This window comes from Actinoplanes sp. NPDC089786 (assembly GCF_040684855.1).
Classification (GTDB): domain Bacteria; phylum Actinomycetota; class Actinomycetes; order Mycobacteriales; family Micromonosporaceae; genus Actinoplanes.
Genome location: NZ_JBFBGU010000014.1, coordinates 148493 through 163071, shown reverse-complemented (window position 1 = coordinate 163071; position 14579 = coordinate 148493). Strand labels below are relative to the sequence as shown.

The following is a 14579-nucleotide window of genomic DNA, read 5'->3' as shown; positions in this document are numbered from 1 at the left end:
ACACCACACTCTAGGAGCGAGATCATCAGCCGGTGCACTGGTAGTTTGGTCGCCAGCCGCTGCGGGAGAGATCACCGGAGCAAAGGTGGCGCCGAAGGGGCAAATCCTCCCCGGAACCTCTCAGGCACACGGACCGCGCGGGCAGGCGACTCTGAAGGACCCTTCGTGGGTACGACAGAGGGGGAGGGTCTGACACGACGACCCCCGGCCTGGAGTGCGCCCATGACGACTTTTGCCAACCGGCACATCGGTCCTGACGCCGACGAGCAGTCCCAGATGCTCAAGGCGATCGGCTACTCGACGCTGGACGACCTGATGGGCGCCGCGATCCCCGAGGTCATCCGCTGGCACGGCACGCTCGATCTGCCCGCGGCGGCCTCCGAGGAGGAGGCGATCGCCGAGCTGCGCGAGATCGCCGGCCACAACCAGGTCACCACGCCGATGATCGGGCTCGGCTACTACGGCACCGTGACGCCGGCCGTGATCCGCCGCAACGTGCTCGAGAACCCGTCGTGGTACACCGCGTACACCCCGTACCAGCCCGAGATCAGCCAGGGCCGCCTGGAGGCGTTGCTCAACTTCCAGACCATGGTCACCGATCTCACCGGGCTGACCACGGCCAACGCCTCGATGCTGGACGAGAGCACCGCGGTCGCCGAGGCGATGACCCTGGCCAAGCGCGGGTCCAAGAGCAGATCTTCGGTGTACGCGGTGGACGCCGACACCTTCCCGCAGACGCTCGCGATCCTGCGTACCCGGGCCGAGCCTCTCGGTATCGAACTGCGCCTGATCGACGCCTCGCTGGGCGGCGACGACCTGCCCGACGAGTTCTTCGGGCTGCACCTGCAATACCCGGGCGCCTCCGGCGCGGTCCGTGACCACGCCGCGCTCGTCGAGCGGGCCCACGCCGCCGGCGCCCTGGTCACGGTCGCGGCCGACCTGCTCGCGCTGACCCTGCTGCGGCCGCCGGGCGAGATCGGCGCCGACATCGCGGCCGGCACCACCCAGCGCTTCGGGGTGCCGCTCGGCTTCGGCGGCCCGCACGCCGGCTACCTGGCGGTCCGGGCCGGCCTGGAGCGGTCGCTGCCCGGCCGGCTGGTCGGCGTGTCCAAGGACGCGGACGGCGCCCAGGCCTACCGGCTCGCCCTGCAGACCCGCGAGCAGCACATCCGCCGCGAGAAGGCGACCAGCAACATCTGCACGGCGCAGGTCCTGCTGGCGGTGATGGCCAGCATGTACGCGGTCTACCACGGCGCCGACGGGCTGCGCGCGATCGCGAAGCGTACCCATCAGAAGGCCTTGGATCTGGCCGGCGGGCTCGCGGCGGCGGGCATCTCGCCGACGCACGACGCGTTCTTCGACACCGTGACCGTGCGCGTGCCCGGACAAGCCGCCGCCATCGTCGCCGCGGCCGGTGACCAGGACATCGACCTGCGCCTGGTGGACGCCGACACGGTGTCGATCGCCTGCGACGAGACGACGACCGACGCGCACGTCGAAGCCGTCCTGGGCGCCTTCGGGGCCACGGTCGCGTCGCCGGCCGAGTGCGGGGCGGTCGCTCTGGCGCGTACCAGCGAGTTCCTGACCCACCCGGTCTTCACCACCCACCACTCGGAGACCGGCATGCTGCGCTACCTGCGCCGCCTCTCCGACCGCGACTACGCGCTCGACCGGGGCATGATCCCGCTCGGCTCCTGCACGATGAAGCTCAACGCCACCACCGAGATGGAGCCGGTGAGCTGGGCCGAGTTCGCGAACATCCACCCGTACGCCCCGGCGTCGCGCACCGCCGGCTACGAGGCCCTGGTCGCCCAGCTCGAGGGCTGGCTGGCCGAGCTGACCGGCTACGACGCGGTGTCCGTGCAACCCAACGCCGGTTCGCAGGGCGAGCTGGCCGGCCTGCTCGCGATCCGCGGCTACCACCGCTCGCGGGGCGACCTCGACCGGGACGTCTGCCTGATCCCGTCCAGCGCGCACGGCACCAACGCCGCCTCCGCGGTGATGGCCGGCATGCGCGTGGTCGTGGTGGCCTGCGACGACAACGGCAACGTGGACCTGGCCGACCTCGACGCCAAGATCGTCAAGCACGCCGACCGGCTGGCCGCGATCATGGTCACCTACCCGTCGACCCACGGCGTGTACGAGACGTCGATCGCCGACCTCTGCGCCAAGGTGCACGAGGCCGGCGGCCAGGTGTACGTGGACGGCGCCAACCTCAACGCGCTGGTCGGGTTCGCGCGGCCGGGCAAGTTCGGCGCCGACGTTTCGCACCTCAACCTGCACAAGACGTTCTGCATCCCGCACGGCGGCGGCGGTCCCGGCGTCGGCCCGGTCGCGGTGCGCGCCCACCTCGCCGACTTCCTGCCCGGCGACCCGCTCGAGTCCGGCGATCACCACGCGGTGTCGGCGGCGGCGCACGGGTCGGCCGGCATCCTGCCGATCTCGTGGGCCTACCTGCGGATGATGGGCCCCGACGGCCTGGCCGCGGCGACGTCGGTCGCGGTGCTCGCCGCCAACTACGTGGCCGCCCGGCTCGCCGACCACTTCCCGATCCTGTACGCCGGGGAGAACGGCCTGGTGGCCCACGAGTGCATCCTCGACCTGCGCCCGATCACCAAGGCCACCGGCGTCTCGGTGGACGACGTGGCGAAGCGGCTGATCGACTACGGCTTCCACGCGCCGACCATGTCGTTCCCGGTGGCCGGCACGCTGATGGTGGAGCCGACCGAGAGCGAGGACCTGGCCGAGCTCGACCGCTTCTGCGACGCGATGATCGCCATCCGGGCCGAGATCGCCCAGGTCGCGGCCGGTGAGTGGCCGGCGGGCGACAATCCGCTGGCGAACGCGCCGCACACGGCGGCCTCGGTGTCGGCCGACGAGTGGGAGCACCCGTACCCGCGCTCGGCGGCGGCGTACCCGGCCGGCGTGGATCGGATGTCGAAGTACTGGGCGCCGGTCCGGCGGATCGACGGGGCCTACGGCGACCGGAATCTGGTCTGCTCGTGCCCGTCGCCGGAAGCCTTCGAGGACTGATCGTCCCCGGCGAGGGGGCCGCGGCTCGGGTGCGGGTCGCGGCCCTGCTGTCGCTACTTTGCGTAGCGGTAACCTTGCGGTTCTTGTTACGCCGCGAGGGCGTGCTTACCCGGTCCGCGGTGCGGCTCGATGACCGTTCCGTCGGGCAGGATCTCGCCCGTGTCCTCAAAGACGATGACGCCGTTGCAAAGCAGGCTCCAACCCTGCTCGCGACAGGTCGCGACGATCCGGGCGGCCTCGCGGTCCGTGGCTCCGGCGGGTGGGCAAGGGCTCTTGTGCTGGCACATCAGGGGTATCTCCGATAGGGGCTGTGTGATGATTCACAACTGCGGTGACGAACGTTACCTCACTCCGAACGACTGCGGATGGGGCGGGTGACGGCGTCCCGTTGCCAGAATCCTCGCTTCCGATGGTCCACGGTAGGGGCGCTGTCGACCACTTCCCGACACCTCCTTCATGTCTCATTCCGGCATCACTGAGCTCCGGCCAGGGCGGTCACCGTCTGTCATCTACCTTCCAGTGGTCTCTGACGGACGGCGGTGACCCCGCAGAGCTTGTCGCCGAGTTCCTCTCCTCCGCCGGACTGCGCGTGCGAAACCTCGGCCGAACGGCCACCCAAGTCCACCCGACCGGCGATGGCACTCCGTGCGGCGCCGCACTCTATGTATCCGCCGCCGCCGGTTCCGTGATGGCCGGCGGCGCCGTCGGACCACCGACCCCGTCGCCGGCCCTCCCTGACGTGTACGCCGTCGTCCTCGCGCACGGTTCATCCGGTCCGGAACCGGCCGGCGCATCGGCCTCCGCGTTGCGTCCGGGAGCGACCCCTTCTCCCGCCGCGCTGTCGTCGCGGCCTTTCTCGCTGGAACCCTGGGCCGACAGCTGGACCGCGGATGACCATGCGCGGGCCGTGGCGCTGGCCCGGGAGGCCATCGCCCGCGGCGACATCTATCAGGTCAACGTCGTCGGGCACGCCTCCGCGGCCTACACCGGCGATCCGATCCCGGCGCTGTCCCGGCTGGCCCGGCTGGCCGGCGCCCGCTACGGCGGCGTGCTGGCCGGTGACGGCTGGGCGATCGGCTGCGCCTCGCCCGAGACGCTGGTCGAGGTGCGCGACGGCCGGGTGATCACCCGCCCGATCAAGGGCACCCGCCCGGCCACGCCGGCCGGCCGGCACGAGCTGCTGACGTCGGCCAAGGAGCGGGCCGAGCACATCATGATCGTCGACCTGGAGCGCAACGACCTGTCCCGGCTGCCCGGTGCCGGCCCGGTGCGGGTCGACCAGCTGTTCGCCGTACGCGAATGGAGTGGTCTCTGGCAGGCCGAGTCGGTCGTCTCCGCCCCCTTGGACGGCGACGTGGACCTGGCGTCGCTGCTGCGCGCGGTGTGCCCCGGCGGCTCGGTCACCGGCGCGCCCAAGCTGGCCGCCCTGGACGAGATCGCCCGCCTCGAACCGGTCGGCCGCGGCGCCTCGATGGGCGCCCTCGGCTGGATCGGCCACGACCACCTCGACCTGGGCCTGACCATCCGCACCGCCGCGGCCGACGGCGACCGCCTGCACGTCTGGGCCGGAGGCGGCATCACCTGGGACAGCGACCCGGCGGCCGAGGTGGCCGAGGCCGCCGCCAAGGCCGGCCCGCTGCGCGCCGCCCTGTCATCGTCGGCGGTAACGGCTGGATAGGCTTACGGTCATGACAATCAGGCCCATCCGCGTGTTCGGCGACCCGGTTCTGCGTACCGAGGCCGACCCGGTCACCGACTTCGACGCCGAGCTTCGCCGGCTCGTGCGCGACCTGGAGGACACGGTCCGCGAGCCCGGCCGGGCCGGCGTGGCCGCACCGCAGATCGGGGTGAGCCTGCGCGTCTTCTCGTACAACGTGGACGACGTCATCGGCCACCTGATCAACCCGGTGCTGAGCGACTTCGAGGGCGAGCAGGACGACGAGGAGGGCTGCCTGTCCGTGCCCGGCCTGTACTTCCCGACCCGCCGCGCCCTGCGGGTGACCGCCACCGGCCAGGACCACCACGGCGAGCCCCTGGTCATCCACGGCGAGGGCTTCCTGGCCCGGGCCCTGCAACACGAGACCGACCACCTCGACGGCACGATCTACATCGACACGCTGACCGGCGACACCCGCCGCCAGGCGCTGCGCGAACTACGCAAGATCCGCCCCGCCCGGCCGCTCTAGCCGGACAGCCGTCGAGGTGGCGGCCCGGCCGTCCGCGCCGCCCTCGTTGCGGCGGGCCCGGCGCCTACTCCCGCTGCCTGCCGATCAGGGGGCTGACCCCTCGGCCAGGGTCTCGAGGACGTCGGGGCCGAACTTCTCGAGTTTGGCGCGGCCGACGCCGCTGACCGTGCCCAGTTCGTCGAGGGACGTCGGGCGCAACGCGGCGATCGCGCGCAGGGTCGCGTCGTGGAAGATGACGTACGCGGGGAGCTTCTGCTCCTTGGCCACGCGGCCGCGCCAGGCCCGCAGGCGCTCGAAGATCGGCTCGTCCTCGGGCGACATCGGGGTGGCCGCCGCCGACGGTGAGGTGCGGGACGCGCGCGGGGCCTTGGCCGGCTTCTCGGGCTCGCGGCGCATCATGACCTTGCGATCGCCGCGGAGCACCGAGGTGCTGTCTTCGGTCAGCACCAGCGTGCCGTAGTCGCCCTCGACCGTCACCAGGCCGGCGGCCAGGAGCTGGCGGACGACGCCGCGCCACTCGGGCTCGCGCAGGTCGGCGCCGATGCCGAAGACGGACAGCTCGTGGTGGCGGTGTTGCAGAACCTTCTCGGTCTCCTTGCCCAGCAGGATGTCGATGGACTGACCGGCGCCGAACTTCTGGCCGCGCTCGCGTTGCAGCCGCCAGACCGTGGACAGGAACTTCTGCGCGGCGACCGTGCCGTCCCAGGCCTCGGGCGGGTTGAGGCAGGTGTCGCAGTTGCCGCAGCCGCCCTCGGTGACCTCGTGCTGCCCGAAGTAGTCGAGCAGCCGGGCCCGGCGGCAGGTGACCGTCTCGCACAGCGCCAGCATCGCGTCGAGGTGGGCGGCCGCGTTGCGCCGGTGGGACAGGTCGCCCTCGGACGACTCGATCATCTTGCGCTGCTGGACGACGTCGGCCAGCCCGTAGGCCAGCCAGGCCGTGGACGGCTGCCCGTCGCGGCCGGCCCGCCCGGTCTCCTGGTAGTAGCCCTCGACCGACTTGGGCAGGTCGAGGTGGGCCACGAACCGGACGTCGGGCTTGTCGATACCCATGCCGAACGCGATCGTGGCCACCATGACCAGCCCCTCCTCGCGGAGGAAGCGGGACTGGTTGGTGGCGCGGATGACCGGGTCGAGCCCGGCGTGGTAGGGCAGCGCCGGGATGCCCTCGTCGACCAGGTAGGCCGCGACCTTCTCGACCGAGGCCCGGGACAGGCAGTAGACGATGCCGGCGTCGCCCGGGTGTTCGTTGCGCAGGAAGGAGATCAGCTGCCGGCGCGGCTCGGCCTTGGGCACGATGCGGTACTGGATGTTGGGCCGGTCGAAGCTGGCCGTGAAGTGTCGCGCCAGGGTCAGGTCGAGCCGGCTGGCGATCTCTTCCTTGGTGGCCGTGGTGGCGGTGGCGGTCAGCGCGATCCGCGGCACGTCGGGCCAGCGTTCGTGCAACATCGACAGCTGGAGGTAGTCGGGCCGGAAGTCGTGGCCCCACTGGGACACGCAGTGGGCCTCGTCGATCGCGAACAGCGCCACCGTGCCGCGTTCGAGCAGCCGCTGGGTCGACGGCGTGCCCAGGCCCTCGGGCGCGACGTAGAGCAGGTCGAGCTCGCCGGCGATGAACTCCTGCTCGACGAGCTGGCGCGACGAGTAGTCCTGGGTCGAGTTGAGGAACCCGGCCCGCACCCCGAGCGTGCGCAGCGCGTCGACCTGGTCTTGCATGAGCGCGATCAGCGGGGAGATCACCACGCCGGTGCCGGGCCGGACCAGGGCGGGAATCTGGTAGCACAGCGACTTGCCGCCGCCGGTCGGCATCAGCACCAGGGCGTCGCCGCCGTCGGTCACGTGCTCGATGATCTCTTGTTGCTGCCCGCGGAAGTCGGGGTAGCCGAAGACCTGATGGAGGACGTCCTTGGGCGAGGTCACTGAGCGATAGTAGTTACCTCGCCGGGGGAACGGCCGGACCCTGTGGACAACCCGGGAATCTCCATCAATCGAGCGAGATCGCGGCCGTCCGGAGGGCGGCCATCAGCTCGGGCTCCGTGCGCAGATGTCCGGCGTTGACCATCTCCAGGGTCAGGTTCTCGCCGTACGCCCGGGCCAGGTCGTACGCCTCGACCGGCGGCGTGCACATGTCGAACCGGCCCTGGACGACCCGGCACGGCAGGTGCCGGACGGCGTCGAGCGAGTCGAGGATGAAGTTCTCCGGCACGAAGCCGCTGTTGCCGACGAAGTGCGTCTCGATGATCGCGCAGGCGACCGTGTTGTCGTCCTCGTCGACGTAGCGGGCCACCGCGGCGGCGTCGTAGTTCATCGAACACAGGGTCAGCTCCCAGGTGACCCACGCCCGGGCGTACCGCAGAGCCTCGGCCGGGTCGGGCGAGCGGAACTTCCCGGCGTACCAATCGATGATCTGTTTCCCGCTGGACCGCCGATCGGCCGGGACCGGGGCGATGAACGTCTCCCACTCGGCCGGGAAGTGCGTGCGCGGACCGCCCAGCGTGAGCCATTCGTCGTCCTGCCGGCGCAGCAGGTAGATGCTCCAGAGCAGCAGGCTGCGCACCCGCGCCGGATGGGCGATCGCGAAGAGCAGGCTGAGCGTCGAGCCCCACGAGCCGCCGGCCACGTGGGCGGTGTCCCAGCCGCGGTGGGTCATCAGCGCGTCGATGTCGGCGACCAGGTCGGCCGAGGTGTTGTGCTCGACGCTGCCGGTGGGCGTGCTGCGGCCGCACCCGCGCTGGTCGAAGAAGAGCACCCGATGGCGCGCCGGGTCGAAGAGCAGCTTGTGGGTGTCGTTGAAGGCGGCGCCGGGACCGCCGTGCAGACAGACGACGGGTACGCCGTCCGGCGCGCCCCATTCCTCCCAGTAGAGCGCGTGGCCGTCGCCGACCTCGAGATGTCCACTGTCGAGCACGGCGCCGGTCATGGGGATCCGATCGAGACGTCGGGGATGGCGACGAGCGCGAGCACGTGCCGGGCGGGGGAGTCGGGCGCCGCGACCAGGGTGAGCTTGCCGCCCTGCCGGCCGTGCCGCTCGGCCACCCGGTGCAGCGCCGAGACGCCGGCGCTGGCCAGGTGGGTGACCAGGGTGAGGTCGACGGTGAGCGGCAAAGTGCCGCCCCGGCTGCGCCGGAGCAGGCCCTGTTCCAGGCGGTCGGCCGTGGTGGTGTCGATCGGGCCCTGGACGCGTACGCCGCCCTCGACGCCGTTCAGCTCACCGAGGTGGAAGTCGGCCGGGGCCACGGCGGGCAGCGGCGCGGACGCGTTGGCGAGCAGCGCGGGGCGGGTCAGCGTGTGGCGGACGGTCGCCACGGTCCCGGTCGCGGTCGGCTCCACCCGCATCGACTCGACCAGCTGCGACGTCAGCGCCAGGCCGCGGCCGCGCGTCGACTGCCGGGCCGGTTCGCGCCACCGGCCCTGGTCGGTGATCGTCGCCTCCAGGCAGCCGGCCGCGTCGAGTTCGGCGTGCAGCCGCACCACCGGCGCCCGCGGCGGGTCGGTGACGCCGTCGAAGGCGTGCTCGATCGCGTTGGCCACCAGCTCGCCCAGCGCGTGTTGCAGCAGGAAGGTGTCGTGGTCGGTGGCGCCGAGCCCGGTCAGCCACTCGCCGATCGCCGTGCGGGACGGGCGCAGCGACCCGGGCTCGGCGGGCAGGGTCAGGTCGAGCGGGCCGGGCGGGGCGACCCGTTGCACGGCCAGCACGGTGATGTCGTCGCTGTGTCCGGTGGTGCGCACCAGCAGCTCGACCGTCTGCGAGCAGACCCGCTCGGCCGGGCTCAGCTCGGGGGCGCGCAGGGCCCGCCCGGCCGCGCTGTCGGCCGCCACGTGGGCCAGCTCGGCGGTGCTGTCCGGGATGGTGCGGCCGGGGCGCTCCAGGATGCCGTCGGTGTAGAGGACGAGCACGTCGCCTTCGGCGAGGGTCGCGGTGCGTACGGGGAAGAGCGCTCCGGTGCCCAGTGGGGTGCCGCCGGTGCCGGGCAGGTAGCGGCTCTCACCCGCGGCCGTCACGATCAGGGGCGGCGGATGCCCGGCCGTGCAGTAGGTCAGCGAGCCGTCGGCCGGGTCGAGCAGCGCGAGGCAGACCGTGGTGGCGTGGGCGGCCGGGAGCCGGCGGGCCAGGCGGTCGGCCGCCGCGAACGCGTCGACCGGGTGGTCGCCGGTGTCCAGCCGGTCGCGCAGCACCGCGCGGAGCTGGCCCATCACGCCGGCGGCGGTCACACCGTGGCCGACCACGTCGCCCACGACCAGGGCCACCGTGCCGTCCGGGCGGGTCACCGCGTCGAACCAGTCGCCGCCGGCCGCGCTGTCGGCCACCGCGGGCAGGTAGCTGGCCGCGATCTGGGCCCCGGGCACCACCGGCAGGCCGGCCGGCAGCAGCTCGCGTTGCAGGGCGGCCACCACGTCGCGGGTCTGCTCGTAGCGTTCCTGCAGGTCGGCCGCCTCGGCCTCGGCGGCCAGGCGGCTGCGTACGCTCTCGGTCACGTCGAAGCCGGCGCCGATCACGCCGCGCAGCGATCCGTCGGGGTTCCGCCACGGCACGATGGTGAAGTTGGCCCACATCTCGATCGTGCCGCCGCCGGGCGCGTCCAGGTGGACCCGCCACTCCTGGCCATTGCTGGGCTCGCCGGTCTTGTACACCTCGTGGTAGGCGTCGGGGATCTGCTGGCCGACGAGGTCGCTGAGTACCTCGCGGACCGGCCGGCCGATGATGTCGCGACCGTCGAGCACCGCCCGGGTGGCCCCGCTGACGGACACCATCAGCAGGTCGGGGCCCTCGCAGACGGCCAGGATGAACGGCAGCTGCTCGATCGCGTCGGCGAGCAGCCCGTCATCGGCGGGCACGGTCACCGCCCCATCCTGCCGTATGCCGGACCTTCCGGCTCACTCCGCCAGCGGAAGATCGATCGTATGGGCGGTGTGTGACGCCTTTGTGGCCAGATAACGGACGTTTGCCGCGGATACGTGCACACCGGTGGGGATCTGTTCCTCGACCTTCACCCCGGCCGCCTTCAACTGCTCGGTCTTGTCGGGGTTGTTGCTCAGCAGCCGGATGCGTTCCGCGCCCAGGGCCAGCAGCATCTGCGCCGCCACGGTGTAGTCCCGCTCGTCCTCGCCGTGCCCCAGGGCCACGTTCGCCTCGTAGGTGTCCAGGCCGGCGTCCTGCAGCGCGTACGCGTCGAGCTTGGCGTAGAGCCCGATGCCCCGGCCCTCCTGCCGCAGGTAGAGCAGGAGACCGCCGGCCTCGGTGATCCGTTCCACCGCCTCCCGCAGCTGGGGACCGCAGTCGCAGCGCTGGCTGCCGAAGACGTCGCCGGTGAGGCACTCGCTGTGTGGCCGGACCAGGGGAGGGCGGCCGCCGACCGAGGACCGGGCCACCGCCCGACGCCAGTCACCCAGGCCCAGGGCCAGGTGCTCCTTGCCGTCCACCAACCCGTCGAAGGTGAACACGCGGGCACTGCTGGTGTAGCCGTCGCCGAACCGCAAGGGAACCGTCACCTGCGTCCGTACGACCGCCTCGGGTGTCTGTCTCATCGGCCCTCCTCGTACTGCGGCCTCGCGCCCCCGGCACGATGCCCAAAGATCTCCGTCACCATGCCGTAACAGGATGTGAATGTGCCAGCAATCGAAGCTCCGATTATCTTGGACGCATCGTGATCGGCCAGGGTGACGATCGTCGCTCGCCAGGAAGGGAACATCGGTGGGTGAGCGACCGTACGTGCTGCTGAGCTGCGGCATGTCCATCGACGGATATGTCGACGACACCGCGGCGGAACGGCTGCTGCTGTCCAACGAGGCCGATTTCGACCGGGTCGACGAGGTGCGGGCCGGCTGCGACGCGATCCTGGTCGGGGCGGCCACCGTCCGCACCGACGATCCCCGGCTGCTGGTCCGCTCGGCCGAGCGCCGGGCCCGCCGGGCGGCCCGGGGTCAACCCCCGACCCCGATCAAGGTGACCGTGACCAGCAGCTGCGACCTCGACCCGGCGGCGCGGTTCTTCACCACGGGCGACGTGACGAAGCTCGTCTACTGTGCCTCCGGAACGGTCGAGCTGGCGCGCAAGCGGCTCGGCGACGCGGCCGAGGTGGTCGACGGCGGCGAGCCGGTCGACGTCCACCGGGTCACCGCCGACCTGCACGAGCGGGGCGTCGGCCGGCTGATGGTCGAGGGCGGCGGCACGATGCACACCCAGTTCCTCAGCGCCGGCCTGGCCGACGAGCTCCAGCTCGTGGTCGCGCCGATCTTCGTCGGTGACTCCCGGGCGCCGCGCTTCGTGCACGACGGCGTCTTCCCGTGGGGCCGCGACCGCCGCGCCGACCTGGCTTCCGTTCAGCAGATCGGCGACGTGGTCCTGCTCAGGTACGCGCTCTCGGACCGGTACGCCGGGTAGCTCAGGCACCAGTCGTTGCCAGGACGCGCGGGGCGGGACGCTGAGCCGGGATGAAGGCGGGCGCGACCTCCGGCCCGACCTGCGGAACGGCCACCGGCTCGAGCACCGGCTCGGCCACGGCCACGGGCGCCGTCGTACGCGACCGGGCCGCGAAGCGTGCGATCAGCACCACCGCGCCGGGCAGCGCCGCCACGAAGGCGAACACGCCGTACACCACCGCGATGGTCAGGCCCTGGGTGGCGCTCATCCCGGCGGCGGCGAACGCCCACGCGGTCACGCCCTCACGCGGTCCCCAGCCGCCCACGTTCAGCGGCAGCGTCATCGCCAGCAGCGCGAGCAGCATCAGCGGGGCCAGCCGCAGCACCGAGGCGGTGGAACCGGCGGCCCTGGCGGCGACCACGAACGTCGCCAGGTGGCCGGCCAGCACGACGCTCGACGCCAGCAGCACGCCCGGCCAGTTGCGCCGGGACAGCAGGCCGGTGCGGATCTCGGCCAGCCCGGTGCGCGCGCCCTTGGCGATCCGCGAGGTGCCGCTGCGCAGGCGGCGCGTGCCGAGCACGACGATCGCGCCGACCGCGAGGATGGCCAGGGTGGTCGCCGCCGCCGCGGCTCCGTGCCGCGCCAGCACGTCCAGGACCGGCGAGGGCACGGTGACCAGCACGGTCAGGCCGACGACGAAGAGGACGATCTGGCCCGCCGTACGCTCCAGCACCACCGCGCGGACGCCGCGGCCGACATCACCGGTGTCCTTGCCGTGCCGCACCGCGCGGTCCACGTCGCCGAGCACCCCGCCGGGCAGCGCCGCGTTCAGGAACAACGCCTTGTAGTAGTCGGCGATCGCGGCCCGCATCGGCAGGCGCATCCCGATCCCCCGGGCCACCAGGCACCAGCGCCAGGCGCTGAACACCGTGGTCGTGACGCCGATGCCGAAGGCCACCAGCAACGTGCCGCCGTCGATCACCCGCAGGCCGTCGAGGAAGGCGCCGGTGCCCAGCTTCCAGATCAGGAGGCCGATGATGGCTGCGCCACCGAGCACACGTACCCATGCCCAGACCGTTCGCGTCACGATTGCTGTCCCCTCGGTAGCTCGTACACCCTCCTGTACGCCGAGCTGCCGCGGATCGGTTCAATCAAAACGTCGCGAGCACGTCCGCATGGCCGACACTCGCGACGAATCCGGCGCTTCGCCGCTGCTCCGGATAGTCGTCCAACCGCAGGTCAGGACGCTGTTCGAGGGCCGCGCCGGTCCAGCCCCGAAGCCATTCGGTGGCGAGCGCCCCATTGTCGGTATCCAGACGCCACGGCGCCGGCCGCACGGTGACGGTCGCGCCGGCCTTCCCGAACGCGGCGGCCGCGGCGTCGGCGGCGTCCGGCCCGAGCAGCCGCCGCCCGCCGATCGCCCGGCGCTGATGTTCGTTGAACGCGGCCGCGACCTCGTCGTCCAGCGGATCGGCCGGGTCGAGCGACACCTCACCGGTCACCGACAGCGTGAACAGCGCGGCCGCCCCGGCCTCGGCGCACGCCGCGGCCAGCGCCTCGACCTCGTCGACGGTCAGCAGGTCGAGCAGGGCCGAACAGGTGACCAGCGACGTGCCGGCCAGGTCGGCCCCGGTCAGCCCGGTCACGTCGCCCTGCCGCGTCTCGACGGTCACCCCGTCCGGCAGGTGGGCGCCCGCGTGCTCCAGCAGCGCCGGGTCCCGGTCCATCAGCACCCAGTGCTGCGGCCCGCCGAGCTGCGGCGCCAGCCACCGCCCCATCGACCCGGTCCCGCAGCCGAGATCGCGTACCACCACCGGCCCGGTCAGCGTCGCCCGGAGCGCGTCCACCAGCCCCCGGTCCCGGGCGGCGGCGTCGGCCGGCTCCCGCAGCGTCAACCAGTCCGCGCTGAACTCACCCGTCATGCCCCAGCACCTCGCTCAAAAGTCGGGTCGTCTCATCCCAGCCGCGCAGCGTCTCCCGCCGCGCCCGTGCCGCCGCCCGCCACCGCTCCCGCAGTGTCCCGTCGGTCAGCCATTCCCGCAGCGCCGTGGCCAGCGCCCCGGGATCGCCCGGCGCCACCAGCCGCCCCGGCGCCGTACCGTCGGGGGCCGCGCCGAGCGCTTCCGGCACCCCGCTGACCTGGGTGCCCAGCACCGGCACACCCCGGGCCAGCGCCTCGGTCACCACCATCCCGTAGGTCTCCGCCCGCGACGGCAGAACCAGCAGATCCGCCCCCGCGTACGCGGCATCGAGCTCTGCCCCGCCCTTGGCCCCCGCGAACACGACGCGCCCGCCGAGGTCAACGGCCGCCGCGCCGTCGTCCGGCCCTCCGAGGGCGGCCAGGTCCGGTGGCGTTCCCGCGCCGACGAACGTGCAGGTCCACTCCAGGTCGCCCAGCGTGGCCAGGGCCCGCATCAGCACGTCCTGGCCCTTGCGGTGGGAGAGCGCCGCGACGCAGAGGAGGCGCCCGCCGCCGGGGGAGGGTTCGGCCACCGGCGCCGGATCGACACCGGGCGGCGCGACGAACACCTTGTTCTCCGGCAACTCGTGCAATTCGACCACCCGGCGGGCCGCCTGCTCGCTGGTCACCACCACGGCGGCGCTCGCGTGCAGCGCGCGTCGCTCCAGCGGCACCAGATCGGCCGCGTCGGCCGACTCGTCCCCCAGGGGCAGATGGACCACCATGACCACCCGCAGCCCGCGTCGCGCCGCCGCTTCCACGACATCCGGCACCCCGCAGCCGACCAGCCCGTCCATCACCACATCGGACATTTCCGGAATGTCGCCGAGGGCGGCATCGAGGGCCCTCGCCTGCCGTTCCGACGGCCGCGGCCACGAGCCGGGCACCGCGATCTCGTGCACCCCGTCGAGCCGATCACAGACGGCCCGGTCGTAGCGGTTGCCGCCGCTCGGCCGCTCCGGATCGTCCACGCCGCCGGGCAGCACGAAATACCTACCGACTTGCCCCATCACGTCCCTTTGCTCCGAGCACCCACATGCGT

General features: G+C 72.5%; 12 protein-coding genes and 1 riboswitch. Of the genes, 4 read left to right on the top strand and 8 right to left on the bottom strand.

What is annotated here, in order from left to right:
- Positions 1 to 52 precede the first annotated feature (52 nt).
- Positions 53 to 146, top strand: a riboswitch (glycine riboswitch).
- A 76-nt stretch (positions 147 to 222) separates the two neighbouring features.
- On the top strand, positions 223 to 3033 hold the full coding sequence (gcvP, locus tag AB0O15_RS31680) for an aminomethyl-transferring glycine dehydrogenase (RefSeq protein WP_364325968.1): 2811 nt from the start codon (positions 223 to 225) through the stop codon (positions 3031 to 3033).
- A gap of 86 nt (positions 3034 to 3119) precedes the next feature.
- On the opposite strand, the gene AB0O15_RS31675 is transcribed toward gcvP, so the two are convergent.
- The gene (locus AB0O15_RS31675) at positions 3120 to 3320 is read right to left on the bottom strand and encodes a DUF5999 family protein (RefSeq protein ID WP_364325965.1); all 201 of its coding nucleotides are present in this window, start codon (positions 3318 to 3320) and stop codon (positions 3120 to 3122) included.
- A 188-nt stretch (positions 3321 to 3508) separates the two neighbouring features.
- Between AB0O15_RS31675 and AB0O15_RS31670 the strand changes: the two genes are divergently transcribed.
- Positions 3509 to 4711, top strand: coding sequence for a chorismate-binding protein (locus tag AB0O15_RS31670; protein ID WP_364326183.1), 1203 nt, complete (start codon positions 3509 to 3511; stop codon positions 4709 to 4711).
- Between the two features lie 10 nt (positions 4712 to 4721).
- Positions 4722 to 5219, top strand: coding sequence for a peptide deformylase (def, locus tag AB0O15_RS31665; RefSeq protein WP_364325964.1), 498 nt, complete (start codon positions 4722 to 4724; stop codon positions 5217 to 5219).
- 84 nt (positions 5220 to 5303) lie between these two features.
- Here the strand turns inward: def and recQ are convergent, their stop codons facing one another.
- The 4 genes from recQ to ribA all read right to left on the bottom strand — a co-directional run bounded on the left by recQ (position 5304) and on the right by ribA (position 10742).
- Positions 5304 to 7136 carry a DNA helicase RecQ gene (recQ, locus tag AB0O15_RS31660; protein WP_364325961.1) on the bottom strand — a complete coding sequence of 611 codons (1833 nt, stop codon included), beginning with the start codon at positions 7134 to 7136 and terminating at the stop codon, positions 5304 to 5306.
- A 64-nt stretch (positions 7137 to 7200) separates the two neighbouring features.
- A complete protein-coding gene (gene pip / locus AB0O15_RS31655) occupies positions 7201 to 8136 on the bottom strand; it encodes a prolyl aminopeptidase (RefSeq protein ID WP_364325958.1) in 936 nt (311 codons plus the stop codon).
- Positions 8133 to 10058, bottom strand: a complete 1926-nt coding sequence (locus AB0O15_RS31650) for a SpoIIE family protein phosphatase (RefSeq protein WP_364325955.1) — start codon at positions 10056 to 10058, stop codon at positions 8133 to 8135. Before AB0O15_RS31650 ends, pip begins: the two co-directional genes overlap by 4 nt.
- A gap of 33 nt (positions 10059 to 10091) precedes the next feature.
- Positions 10092 to 10742 (bottom strand): GTP cyclohydrolase II, encoded by a 651-nt coding sequence (gene ribA, locus AB0O15_RS31645; protein ID WP_364325952.1) that lies wholly within the window; start codon positions 10740 to 10742, stop codon positions 10092 to 10094.
- Between the two features lie 166 nt (positions 10743 to 10908).
- Here ribA and AB0O15_RS31640 point away from each other — a divergent pair, with 166 nt between their 5' ends.
- Positions 10909 to 11598, top strand: coding sequence for a dihydrofolate reductase family protein (locus AB0O15_RS31640; protein WP_364325949.1), 690 nt, complete (start codon positions 10909 to 10911; stop codon positions 11596 to 11598).
- A 1-nt stretch (position 11599) separates the two neighbouring features.
- Here AB0O15_RS31640 and AB0O15_RS31635 read toward each other — a convergent pair whose 3' ends face one another.
- The 3 genes from AB0O15_RS31635 to AB0O15_RS31625 form a co-directional block, all read right to left on the bottom strand.
- Positions 11600 to 12664, bottom strand: a complete 1065-nt coding sequence (locus AB0O15_RS31635; protein WP_364325946.1) for a lysylphosphatidylglycerol synthase transmembrane domain-containing protein — start codon at positions 12662 to 12664, stop codon at positions 11600 to 11602.
- 64 nt (positions 12665 to 12728) lie between these two features.
- On the bottom strand, positions 12729 to 13499 hold the full coding sequence (locus AB0O15_RS31630; RefSeq protein ID WP_364325943.1) for a class I SAM-dependent methyltransferase: 771 nt from the start codon (positions 13497 to 13499) through the stop codon (positions 12729 to 12731).
- Positions 13489 to 14547: a glycosyltransferase family 4 protein gene (locus AB0O15_RS31625; protein WP_364325940.1), complete on the bottom strand. Its 1059-nt coding sequence runs from the start codon at positions 14545 to 14547 to the stop codon at positions 13489 to 13491. The genes AB0O15_RS31630 and AB0O15_RS31625 overlap by 11 nt, the downstream gene beginning before the upstream one ends.
- Positions 14548 to 14579 lie beyond the last annotated feature (32 nt).